The sequence below is a fragment of the Ureibacillus acetophenoni genome (assembly GCF_900220965.1).
In the GTDB taxonomy this organism is placed as follows: Bacteria; Bacillota; Bacilli; order Bacillales_A; family Planococcaceae; genus Ureibacillus; species Ureibacillus acetophenoni.
In genome coordinates, this window is the sequence record NZ_OBQC01000004.1 from 174,101 (window position 1) to 186,883 (window position 12,783).

General features: G+C 36.7%; 8 protein-coding genes. 2 read left to right on the forward strand and 6 right to left on the reverse strand.

The window, feature by feature from the left end; all coding sequences use genetic code 11:
* Positions 1-330: 330 nt before the first annotated feature.
* Positions 331-1,038 (forward strand): hypothetical protein, encoded by a 708-nt coding sequence (locus tag CRO45_RS08095; RefSeq protein ID WP_097149159.1) that lies wholly within the window; start codon positions 331-333, stop codon positions 1,036-1,038.
* Between the two features lie 85 nt (positions 1,039-1,123).
* Here the strand turns inward: CRO45_RS08095 and CRO45_RS08100 are convergent, their stop codons facing one another.
* From CRO45_RS08100 to CRO45_RS20380, 3 genes are all read right to left on the reverse strand, one after another.
* The gene (locus CRO45_RS08100; protein ID WP_097149160.1) at positions 1,124-4,042 is read right to left on the reverse strand and encodes an EAL domain-containing protein; all 2,919 of its coding nucleotides are present in this window, start codon (positions 4,040-4,042) and stop codon (positions 1,124-1,126) included.
* A 699-nt stretch (positions 4,043-4,741) separates the two neighbouring features.
* Positions 4,742-5,653, reverse strand: a complete 912-nt coding sequence (locus tag CRO45_RS08105; RefSeq protein ID WP_328588616.1) for a class II histone deacetylase — start codon at positions 5,651-5,653, stop codon at positions 4,742-4,744.
* A gap of 4 nt (positions 5,654-5,657) precedes the next feature.
* On the reverse strand, positions 5,658-5,864 hold the full coding sequence (locus CRO45_RS20380) for a hypothetical protein (RefSeq protein WP_328588614.1): 207 nt from the start codon (positions 5,862-5,864) through the stop codon (positions 5,658-5,660).
* A 142-nt stretch (positions 5,865-6,006) separates the two neighbouring features.
* Here CRO45_RS20380 and CRO45_RS08110 point away from each other — a divergent pair, with 142 nt between their 5' ends.
* Positions 6,007-6,726: a LuxR C-terminal-related transcriptional regulator gene (locus tag CRO45_RS08110; protein WP_097149161.1), complete on the forward strand. Its 720-nt coding sequence runs from the start codon at positions 6,007-6,009 to the stop codon at positions 6,724-6,726.
* A gap of 573 nt (positions 6,727-7,299) precedes the next feature.
* On the opposite strand, the gene CRO45_RS08115 is transcribed toward CRO45_RS08110, so the two are convergent.
* The 3 genes from CRO45_RS08115 to CRO45_RS08125 all read right to left on the reverse strand — a co-directional run bounded on the left by CRO45_RS08115 (position 7,300) and on the right by CRO45_RS08125 (position 12,715).
* Entirely contained in the window at positions 7,300-8,685 is a 1,386-nt protein-coding gene (locus CRO45_RS08115) for an amino acid permease (protein ID WP_097149162.1), read from the reverse strand.
* Positions 8,686-9,012: 327 nt separating this feature from the next.
* Positions 9,013-10,650, reverse strand: a complete 1,638-nt coding sequence (locus tag CRO45_RS08120; RefSeq protein WP_097149163.1) for an AMP-binding protein — start codon at positions 10,648-10,650, stop codon at positions 9,013-9,015.
* A 280-nt stretch (positions 10,651-10,930) separates the two neighbouring features.
* A complete protein-coding gene (locus tag CRO45_RS08125; RefSeq protein ID WP_170949439.1) occupies positions 10,931-12,715 on the reverse strand; it encodes a thiamine pyrophosphate-binding protein in 1,785 nt (594 codons plus the stop codon).
* Positions 12,716-12,783 lie beyond the last annotated feature (68 nt).

Consider the following 12,783-nt stretch of genomic DNA (forward strand, 5'->3'; position numbering starts at 1 on the left):
GAATTTCTCCCTTCTTTGCCCCGAAAGCGAGCATCTTTTCACCCTTAACCCGAAAATTTCCGCTTAATAATTTTACTCTTTTCTCTAAGCTAGTTTTGTGCGCAATCTTTTTTACCGAAAAATTAAACTTCTAAAGCTAATTACACCCCTTAGCGAACGCAGAGTAATTAAATAAGGAGTGACGAGACCGAAGTCTCGCCACTCCTATTAAGCATGGTGCCATTTGCATTTAAATGTGTAATAAATTTTCCAAAATTAATCTACAATTCCCCTTCCAAATCTATTACATTATATTTAATACCAATTTTTATAAGAATGGAGGAAATCACTTTGGAAATCTTAGCTCAATTATCAAATGTCAGCTTATCAGAACTTTTATCCAACAGTCTTCGTGATAGCCTAGGACTAACAATGAAAAATCAGTGGGATGAACAAATACATCATGGTAGAGTTCACGAACTGTACTATTTTGAAATCAATAAAAATGAAACCAACCCGGAATTCCTACAACAATTTATACGGGACTGGAAACCTGTTTACGAGCAGCTATCCCTTCAACATGATTACAATGCATTACGTTTAGAGCTCGCAACAAAAGATTCATACAACATAACCGCGCAATTAGATGAACTAATGGATGATGTACACACACCACGCCTAGAACTTTGGATGGACCCCGCAACACGTACCCAACACATCGCTGAACTAGACGACGCCATCTTCGAAAACAAAAACATCCCAAAAAAACAATTACACTACCTAGCAAGCAACACACTCTCAATTCAAAAACTCTATGAACTCATTGAACAAAAAATGACCGAAGACTCCGTCATAAATTACGCCATCTCGGTACAAACACAACAACAAATGAAAGAGAACTTCGATACCTTACATAAAGCGATCCAGCAGTATAAAGAAAAACAAGAAATCGAGATTCTAAACTGTTTAGTAGACAAACTAGAGGATTTCTACTCGTGGTTAAAGGGGTTACTAACGGCAATAAAAAAGCATATACAGCTGAATTTTAGAAACCGTTAAAATAATATAGGGGCAGATTAGCCGTCAACTATTGAAGTTTATGGCTAAATACTGCCCCTTTACTTACCGAATGAAAATCAAAAACCTACTTAAAATATTCATTTATACCAAAAACACTTGCTTTCCTATAGGATGGTAAACTGTCACTACTTTTCGATAAAATAATAAATGAATTCAGAAGAGCAGAAACAGAAGTTTGCTCCTCACTTCCCAGACTAAACTTAATACCATATTCCGTTATATCTTCATTCATTTCTTCTTTCCAGACGATGCTACCCTTCAAATTAATGGATTCCCCAAGAAGTTCTGTTTTAAACTGGTAAATGACATCACCCCTTATAGGCAACTTAAGGTTAGATACAAATCGTAGACCACCAGCACTGATGTCCATGACTAATACATTTGACACACCTAGTTTGACAATTCGCCCTGCAATTGAAGTTAGCCTCATATCAGCCTCAAGTGGTACTGGGAAGTTGAGGCGGTAATGTTTTCTTCTGTCATGTTTTAATTTTTCATTAGGATCCACAGGTGACAGTATTTCCTTCTGTAAAAGTGCTTCAAACTCATTAACTGAAACAGGATGACTAAATAAATATCCTTGTACTTCGGTACATTGTTCTTGTTGTAGCGTCTTTAGTTGCTGAATTGTTTCTACACCTTCTGCGACAACTCTTAAATTTAACCCTTTAGACATATAAATAATTGATTTTACCAGATGCATATTTCGTTCACCGTCGTGCATGTTTCTTATAAACGACTTATCAATTTTTACTACATCAAATGGATATTGGGTTAGGTAAGAAAGGGACGAGTACCCTTTTCCAAAGTCATCTAGTACAATTTTAATGCCTAATTCTTTTAACTTTGATATTGATTTTTTCACCATTTCAGAGTTATTTAAAATCATACTTTCCGTAATTTCAAATTCAATATTATTCGGCTGAATGCCTGCATCTCGAATAGTCGATTCAACCTTACTAGGCAAATCTGGTTGCATAAAGTGAACTGCTGATATGTTGACTGAAATTGGTACGATATTTACGCCAGCATCTTTCCATTTTTTTATTTGATAGCAGACTTTATCTAAAACCCAATCATCAATTTCAGTGATTAAGCCATTTTCTTCGGCAATTGTTAAGAATTCATCTGGAGAAATAAGTCCCCACTCGGGATGATTCCATCGAATGAGAGCTTCTGCACCGATGATTCTATTTGAATTGGAATCCACTCGGGGTTGAAAATATAAGACGAGTTCCTTATTTTCTATTGCATTCATCAAGTCGCGACCAATACTATAATTTTTAAAGGACTGTATACTACTTGAATGAGAGAGTATATGGTAAGTTCCATACCCTTCCTTTTCTGCATTTTGCAATGCAAGACTAGCATTTCTCATTAACTCCAAGCTAGTTGAACCATCCTCAGGATAAGTACACACTCCAATACTTGCTGTGACGTATAATTTATATTTATCTATACTAAATGGCTCTTTAAGACATTCTGTGATCTGCTTAATTTTTTCCTTCAAACTGTCAATCGACTCAACTTTTTTAATTAATAGCATAAATTCATCGCCACCACGGCGAGCAACAATATCGGTTGGCGATAAATAACTTTTTATCCGATTTGGAAATCGTTTTAACAGTTCATCTCCAACTTCATTTCCAAGTGTATTGTTAATATATTTAAAACCATTAATGTTCAATTTCACAACTGCAAAGTGATGATTAGTATTCGAATACTCATATATTAATTGTTCTAATTCCTCTATAAACTTATTTCTATTAGGTAAGTTTGTTAGTGAATCATAATTAGCTAAGTATTTAATTTTATCTTCTAATAATATTTTTTCGGTAATATCAGTAATCACTCCATCAAGCCTTATAAGATTTCCTTTTTCATCTAAAGTAGGAATTGTATAGTCCAATATCCATCTAATATCACCATTTTTAGTTATAATCCGGTATTGATGGTGAATAATTTTGCCTTCTCCTAATTTAAACTGGACACCCAAATACTGCTGATGATCTGCTTTATGTACAACGGAACCCCAGTCTAGTCCCATATTAAATTCGTCCTTCGTATAGCCAGATATATATTCAATCCCTTTAGAATAACTAACCGTACGACCACTTTTCAGATCTAAAGACCATATTCCTACATCAAGGTTATCGTATATTTCTTTGATTTGTTTTTCTTTTTCCAATATATTGTCTAGAAGTTTGTGATTTATAATATCTTGGACAAATCCAACTACACCATCAAGATTCCCTTTACCATCAAGTAAAATTCCGAATTGTTCTTGAACAAGAATGGTCGTTTGGTCTTTTCGAACAAGTCGATATTGGAGTTGAAACGCTCTTCTTTCTTTTAATGCAGTTTCGAAGGCACTTTTAACTCGTTCTCTATCTTCAGGGTGTATAAAACGTAAAAAATGTTTCATCGATGGGGTAAATTGCTTTTCAGATTCAATTTGAAGCATATTGTTTATTTGATTAGAGAAATAAAGAAAGTCATTAATAGCGTCATAATAGAAACTACAAATGTAATCTAATTGGTCAAAAGCATTCTGCATTATTTTGAATTGATCTAACTCTTTTTTTTGATTTTGGAATTTAGTTGTATCATCTATAATAACAAAGACTTCTTTTACAGCTTTGTTTTTAATTGGTACCATTGTGATGTTGATTTCTACGTTCTTGCCATCTTTTGTGACACCTATTGTATTAAATTTTTGAGCATTTCCAAGTAAAGCTTTTTCAAAATATTGAACTATATCAAGTGAATTATACTTAATGAAAACATCAAAGAACGATTCAATAAAATCTTGTTTATCGTATCCAAATTGTTTCATAAATGCTTGGTTATAAGAAATGATTTTTCCATTAATGTCTAATTTAATCACAGCGTTTAGATGTTCATAAACTTCTGGTTTTAAATCCCATTCAGTTAATAGTTCAAACGACTTTAGTTCCTTTGTCTTTTTAAACAGCCCTCTCATATACTATAACTCCCTTATTCTATAATTGAATTGTATGGTTTAAAGGATGTCTTTACCGGGATGTAGTTACTTACTGTAAAGTCCTTCCCCTCTTGTTTGTCTAAGATGTCAATTTCGGTACCAAAGAGATATGTGAAATATAATTTTCATTCAAGATAATATTATCATCATATCAACAACACAATATAATTCAATTGTACTTTTTTGCCCTAAATGTCATTTTTTTGATGTTTACAATATTTCGAAGTATTCTCGTTAGGTAAAATGTTCTAAAAATAGTTATATAAGTATAAGTAGTTTTTACTATCTGACTTTTCTGTATAATTATAAAATTTAGATAGATTTGATTAAAGCGTTTTTAATTAGTAGAATATGTACAATTATTAGAAGGTTTAATAGAAGGATTTGGATGTTTTAAATTTAGTATGAAATTTAATTTTATTTTAAAATAATTTTAATTAGGTTCCATGCTAGGGGTTAAGTTTTTTGGGGATATTTTAAAAATTTTTTATCTATTTAAAAAGTGGTCCCTTATGAACGGTTTAATAAGCTTGATTAGTTAAACAAAATAGAAAATAGGGAAAAGTGGAAATAACAAAGGTGAAAAATTCTACTTTCGTGAGTTTAATTAATGGTAAATTGCTTAAAAGGCCATATTTAAAAAAGAAGAAACCCTCTCCCAAGGGTTTCTTCTAAATCTTATGCCTTCACAGCTAAATCCCAATACGCCGATTGTACCTCTTTAACCTTTGCTACATAATCTTTTTGAATATCGTACAATTCATCATATGGAAGTTCTTTGAATCCTTCTACGAAAGGATCTTCTACATCCGTACGAATTCCACTCAATTCCTCGACAATCGCTAAAGAGCAGAATGGTACGTATGCTGCACTATATCCACCTTCGTGGCAAGCTACTAATTTACCGTTACAGTGTTTCTCAGCTAATTCCACCGCGAACTTAGTCATTTGTCTGTAACCTTCCGCATTGACCATCATACGTGCAAGTGGATCAAACAGACTTGCATCTTGTCCAGCGGAGATAATGATTAGTTCAGGTTTAAATTGATCAGCAATTGGCTGTACAATTTCTTTTAACGCGTGCAAGTAACCAGCGTTTCCTGTACCTGCAGGAAGTGGAATATTGACATTTCGCCCAATGCCATCTCCCTTCCCTACATCCTCTACCTTTCCTCGTCCAGCAGGATATAAACGTTCTTGATGTAGCGAAATGAATAACACATTTGGATCGTCATAGAAAGCAGATTCTGTTCCGTTTCCATGATGCACATCCCAATCGAGAATCATAACACGCTCTAATCCAAGGACATTGCGAGCATATTTTGCTGCGATGGCAACGTTATTGAATAAACAGAATCCCATTCCTTTATCAGCTTCAGCGTGGTGACCTGGAGGACGTGTTAAAGCATAAGCATTATCAACCTCACCATTAACAACAGATTCAACTGCCTTAATCGCTCCACCAGCTGACAGTAATGCGATTTCGTAAGAACCTTTCCCTACAAGAGCGAGTTCACCTGCATCACCAAAACCAGCTTCACTCAATTCTTTTACTTTATCGATATAAGACTCAGTATGATAGTAACGAATTTCTTCAAGCGTTGCTGGTCGAGGTTTTAAGTTGTGTTAAGTTGTCCATTAACCCACTGACTTCGAGTAGATTTTTAAAACGTCTTTTTGTTGCGGGATTTTCACCATGCACATCAGATTCGATATAACCACCAGGGGGCATAAATAAAGCACCATTTCCTGTATCATGCCAGAAATACTTTTCATCACAAATAAAAGCCGTTTTCTTCAAAGTGATCCCTCCAAGTATTGTTTTCACTATTGCTAAATCTATTAAATAATAATTTTGAGTGTTTTTCTATTACCCAACCGGGTGATTTTGATAGAATATTCTTAATATTGAATAGTTCGTAGCGAATTGAAGGAGGAAATCTATGATGAATCGTTATAGTTTGACACCTATAGAATATGAAAGGATTATTCATTTTTCAGCTCAAATTAGTTATCCAGTGGATAATATTCGTTGTCACATACAACACAAATTAGAGGAATACTTCGGATTTAATCAAACCATTTTCTGGTATTCGGATCATCACGGCAATTTAAGTGACCCTATTAACTATGGATTATGTGATAGGGCACTAACGGATTATTTAACGGAATATCGCCCTTATGACCTACTATATCCAACGAAAAACGTAGAGTTATTTCGTGAAAAGAAGGCAATTCGATTAGCCGACCTTTCTTTAACGGATCAGTATGATAATTCTCCATTTTTTCAATCCTTTTGGAAGGAATATGGATACCACGATGAAATGGTAGTTACACTAGTTCACCAAGGAGAATTCGTAGGAGCAATTGGAATGGCTCAAAAAGAAGAACAAAATAAATTTACAACAAACGATCGGAATACATTACATCTATTATCAGACGTGATCGCATCCGTACTGTTACATCAATTAAAAGGAAAAAATGAATGTAGTCTATTAACTGAAAGAGAACAAGAGGTCGTGGAGCTGGTGAAAAGAGGATGGACCAACCAAGTAATAGCAGATAAGTTGCACATATCAGTAAACACCGTAAAGAAACATTTACAAAATATCTATGATAAATATAGCGTAAAAAACCGAACGCAATTAGTGCAAAAACTGTAAACAAGAAAAAACCTTAGATAAAGAATAAAAAGTGAAATCGGCATTGCGAATTCACTTTTTTTCGTTTCCTTTTTATAAATTAGTAGTTTGAGAGGGAACTTTTATTTTAATGATTGGGGAATCAATGCACAAATGGTTAAAACTTTGAGCGGATTCGAATTTGAGAAACGTATGATAATAAAATAAGGGGAGAATTTACCGTTATCTATAGAATTAGGACATTTTTAAGGAAAATAAGAGTAAATTTTCCTCTTATTTTAAGAAAACCACCTTATTTTCGCTTCTTTTAAGCAAATAAGGGTAATTTCTCCCTCTATTTAGGCGATTTTTCGGACTTTTTACTAATTAGGGGGAAATTCTCCCCTTATTAATTTGATGAGTGGAATTCTGGTACCAAAGCTAGACAAAATACCACTCAGTATAAATATATCGGTAATGAGTTACTCGACAGTCTAATTTCTATCAAAACTCTAGGGAATGAGGGACACAGACTCAATGTCCCCCCGCCCCCCTTCTTCATTTAGATTCAACTTTACTCCTAGTTTCTTCAGCCGCACTGCTTCCTTCTTCCAATTAAAGCTGACCTCCCGTATTTCTATTCTTCTTCTGATGCAAATAATAAGCAACAGATAAAATTATTAACCACGGGATTCCCACCATTAACGTTCCCTTAAAGAAGGAGACGAACCATGTAGTGAATAGTAAGCTTACCATGAGGAGTGCTCCTAATAAGGTTAAATAAGGATAGCCCCACATTCTTACCGGAAGCTTCTCGCCACTGTATTTTTTACGGAAGAAATAATGAGTGACGAAAATCATGAACCATGTAAACATAGCACCAAACATAGAGATACCCATCATCACTAGATACGCTTGATCAGGCGCAATCGCGTGGATTACTGCCGCTATCCCAATTCCTATTGTTGATAACACTAATGAGTAGACTGGGACATTTTTCTTATTTAATTTACCAAACCGTGCTGGTGCGTAGCCTGCCCTTGATAATGAAAACATCATGCGCGTTGTAATATATAATTGGCTATTCATCGCTGAAAGGGCAGCCACTAATACGACAAAGTTCATAATACCTGCAGCGCCTGGAACGTGCACCATTTCCATTACTTTAACAAACGGGCTTGTTTCAACTCCTGCTAAAGCCCATGGTACAATCGCAAGCATCAGCGTTAAAGTAAGTAGATAGAATAACACTAAACGGAAGACAGTTGCTTTTAATGCTCTAGGTACCGCCACTTGTGGATCTTTTGCCTCACCCGCTGTGACAGCAATCATTTCTATACTTAGATAACTAAACAGGGCAATAACGACCGCAACCCACATACCGGACCATCCATTTGGAAGAAATCCGCCATCATTCACGTAGTTCTGGAAGCCGATTTCTGGATTATTCCCTCCAAAAACGACATAACTCCCCAATAAGATAAATGCAACAATGGCTACAATTTTAATCATAGAGAACCAATATTCAACAGAACCAAATAAATTTACACTCGTTGCATTAACATAAATTAAAATACCAGAAAAAATGAGAATCCATACAGTTCCAGGAACAGCTGGGAACCAGTAGGACATGTAAACCGCAACAGCAGTAACTTCAACACCGACTGCAGCAACAATACAAGCCCAATAAGAATAACGTACAAGATAGCCTGCCCATGGATTGATATAATGTTCGGCATATGCCCCGAAAGATCCCGATGTCGGATGGGCTACCGTCATTTCAGCAAGACAGCCCATTAGTAATAAAGCGATGAGTGCACCAATTCCATAACTAATAATGACACTCGGGCCAGCTTGGCCAATTGCAAAGCCACTCCCTAGAAAAAGCCCTGTTCCAATGGCTCCACCAATTGCAATCATCGACATTTGCCCAGTCGTTAATCCTTTAGTGAGTCCTTTTTCACGGTCTACAATTTGTTGAAAACTACCGTTTTGTTTCATCCGCAATCTCCTTTAAATTTTTTATCGATACCTTGATTTGGAAATTAAGCAACTACAATGGTTTGTTTGTTTGCAGAAATGTATCCGTTTACATTTCCAAATATCATCCTTTCTTTAAAGTTATTAAACTTACAAATAAGGTACTAAGCAAAGCAACATCATATTACTAAATATTCGGAATACTACAATCGTAATAATTTCATATAGTGAAATTAAATCAAAAAATTTGTCACTTTTTGCACAATATTGGAATTTCGTTTAGGTGTTGCGGCTTCCATAATATAAAAAAAAGCGGACGAGGTGCCTAACCCTCGTCCACTCACTCCCCTATCCCCTCAATAGAAACCTCTGAATCTTACCACTCGGCGTCTTAGGGAGAGCGTCAACAAACTCTATGATTCTAGGATACTCGTGTGCAGATAAGTTCCCTTTTACATGCAGCTGAATTTCCTTAGCTAGTTCATCACTTGGAGAATATTTCGACTTTAGAACAATGTAAGCTTTTACGACTTCGCCCCGGCGTTCGTCAGGAACCCCGACAACGGCTGTTTCAGACACAGCCACATGCTCCATGATGGCACTCTCCACTTCGAACGGCCCAATTCGATAGCCGGCACTGGAGATAATATCGTCGTTACGACCTGAGAAATAGAAAAAACCATCCTCGTCATAGCTTGAATCATCGCCAGTCAGATAATAGCGGTTTCCATATAAAAAGCGTTCCGCAGTCTTCTCTTCATTTTGATAGTATCCTCTAAACCAAAACAGTGGAGATTGCTCCGTATCAATCGCAATCTGACCTTCCACATTTGGACCTACTTCTTCACCCTGTTCATTTAAAATGGTTGCCTTAAATCCTGGTAATGCTTGGCCCATGGAACCAGGTTTACAAGTATGTTGTAAGCTAGGATGATGGTGGTTATTAATCACCATGCCTTGTTCCGTTTGCCCATAATGATCATAAATCGGCAATTCTAAATTCTTCTCAGCCCATCGAATGACATCATGATTTAAAGGTTCTCCCGCACTCGATAAAACTCGTAAACTCAAAGGCTCAGTCACAGAACCTGCCACTTCGTCCCACTCCGCGCGCATTGATCGATAAGCTGTCGGAGCCGCAGCAAAATTCGTTACTTTGTAATCCTGGAACACCCGAATCGTATTCGCTACACTGAAAGGTGCATTGTAGACGATAAACGTTTCACCTAGTAGTAGTGGTCCTATCAATGCATAATACAATCCATACGCCCAACCCGGATCAGCCATGTTCCAAAAGACATCTCCTTCACGAACATCCAACCCAAATCGCATATATCCCTCAAAAGCCGCAAGTGCATAAACCGGTACTTGTACACCTTTTGGATGCCCAGTCGTTCCGGAAGTATAAAGGATCACGAACAAATCATCCTTCGTCACAACTTCATTTCGTTCTAATGGTTGCACATTTTTGAATGAAGTCCAATAATCCAAATCGCCATCTGCTTCACTCGCATCGACTGTAATAATTTTCACCTTTGATGGATCAATCGCATCCGTTCCAGCAGTAGTTCCATTTAACTTTGATCGATTCGCTGCATCCGTGATAATCACATCAGCTCCACTATTTTCGACACGATAATAGATGGCTTGTGGTCCAAAGGCAGTGAAAAGTGGCACATGAACCCCACCTAAGCGCCAAATCGCCAATACCGAAATAATTAATTCAGGCCCTTTAGGCAATAAAACCGCCACACGGCTCCCCTTTTTCACCCCTAAAGATTTTAAAGCATTCGCAAATAGTAATGAATCATGTTTCAGCTCCCCATATGTGAAACTCTTCTTTACCCCATTCGCATTCTCATAATGAAACGCAACCCGCTCCCCATCATGGCGGTCACAAAGTAAATCTGTCACCGAAGAAATCGGCTCATCATACTGCTGAATCAATTGACTAACATCTACTTGATTAATTACATTATTGCTCATAAAAACACCCACCCCTTCGTATTTCAAAATATTCAGAAATATAAATATAGTATATCGCAATTATATGAAACTAAGAAACTATTTACATTGTGCCATAAGTTGCTAATGTCGTAAGGACACGGGAATGATGTGTCCCTTGTTAGGGACTTGGACTTACAGCCTATATAGAAATGTGTTGCCAATCACCAAAAGCCCTCGTTTACATACACCGAGGGCTTTGAATTATTCCTGTTGATTAAAGGATTATTCTAATTACTTTCTTTTTAATAATACATGAACTTTAATTATTCGTATATTTAAGATATTTATTCGGACTTTCAAACCAAGGTTTCATTGTATATTTCGCACCGGGTGGTTCATCCTTAAAGTCTTCTTTCTTAACCTTATTTTCATAACTACGAATAGGAGTCTCCCAAAGAGCGCAACGAATATCTATTACAGCTGGAACCTCAGAGTCCAACGCTCTCTCAAGTGCTTCAGGCAATTCTTCTATGTTCTCTACTGTTATTCCAAGACAACCAAATCCCTTCGCAACAGTCGCAAAGTCAATATTCGGAACATCAGATGACATAAAACGGCTTCCGTAATGCATTTTTTGAATATACTTTACCCAACCTAAGGAACCATTATTTAAGATAATATGTGTCGCCTTTAGGTTATATTGACTTAAAGTTGCTAATTCACTAATACCAAAACAAAAACTTGCATCACCATTTACTGTTATTACCCGTGAACCAGGTTCCATAATGCTTGATGCTCCAATTGATGCTGGAAGTGCGTATCCCATACTACCAAGTCCACGGGCAAATAAAAATTTCCTACCTGGTTCTTTACATGGAAGATACGTAGAAATCCATCCTGCTGAAAAAGAAGCATCAGATATGACTATATCATTAGGCTGAATTAATTTAGCTAATTCTGTCATAACAGCTTGCGGTTTAATCGCACTATCTTCATTAGTCAACACATTCTGTTTCGTTTCTTTTTCCTTTTCTTTCTTTTCCTTAATTTGTGTTAGCCACGGATTTCGATTGGGTTGAGTTGGAAGAAATTCAGTTAATGCTTCAAGTGTTGCAGATGCATCTCCTTGAAGACTTTTTGAAGGACGGAATGTCCTTCCTAGCTGACATGAATCAATATCGATATGAATCGTAACTTGCTCTTTACTTGGAATGGACCAATTTAATGTTGTATTTTGAGAACATTTTGTTCCAACCAAAATTACACAGTCTGCACTCCTAGTAATATCTTCCGCTGAAGCAGGACCTAATGGACAAAGAACACCTCCACTTAATGGATCTTCGTCTGAAAAAGCTCCTTTTCCAGTTAAACTAGTTACGACTGAGGCATTTATTTTATGAGCAAACTCAGCGAGGGCAACTTCGGCCTTTGATAACATAACTCCTCCTCCCGCAATAATAACTGGTCTCTCGCTCTCTGTAATTAACTCAACGGCCTCCTGCAAATCTTGGCTAGCAGGTCGTATTCGATGAGGTGGCACGGACTGATAGTTAGAGTCAACCGCCAAAGCTTCGTCCCTACCTTCCCAAGGAGAATCTATAATATCTTGTGGAATAATAATGGCAACCGGTCCAGGCCGATTGGATGTAGCTGTACGGAAAGCAGATCTTAGTAAATGTGGTAAGGCCACTTGTGTAGGAACGGTGTAAACTGCTTTTGTGACAGGTTTTAAATAACCTGCTTGGTCAATCCCTTGAGAGACTACTCCTAATTCTTTTAATGATTCTAAGTCCCTTGGCGCATCCCCAACAATGGCCACAAGAGGAATACTATTATTCAAAGCTTCGCCTAATGCGTCTAGAAACTTGGTCGATCCTGGCCCTGCAAATGCATCACAAACTCCTACTTTACCAGTAAGTCTTGCATAAGCATCTGCTGCAAAACCAGCACTTCGTTCATCTCTTACAAGAATATGACGAAGTTCTTGTCCAAAGGCTTGAATTCCATCATATAATGAGTAATTTTGTAAACCTGGCATTCCGAAAATATATTCTACTCCAAAATCCTTCAACATTTTTGCAACTGCATGACCTGTGTGTCTCATACAAAAAATCTCCTTTCCTTTTCTGAATACGAAAAGACCAACCTTAATACAAATTAAACACATAACTA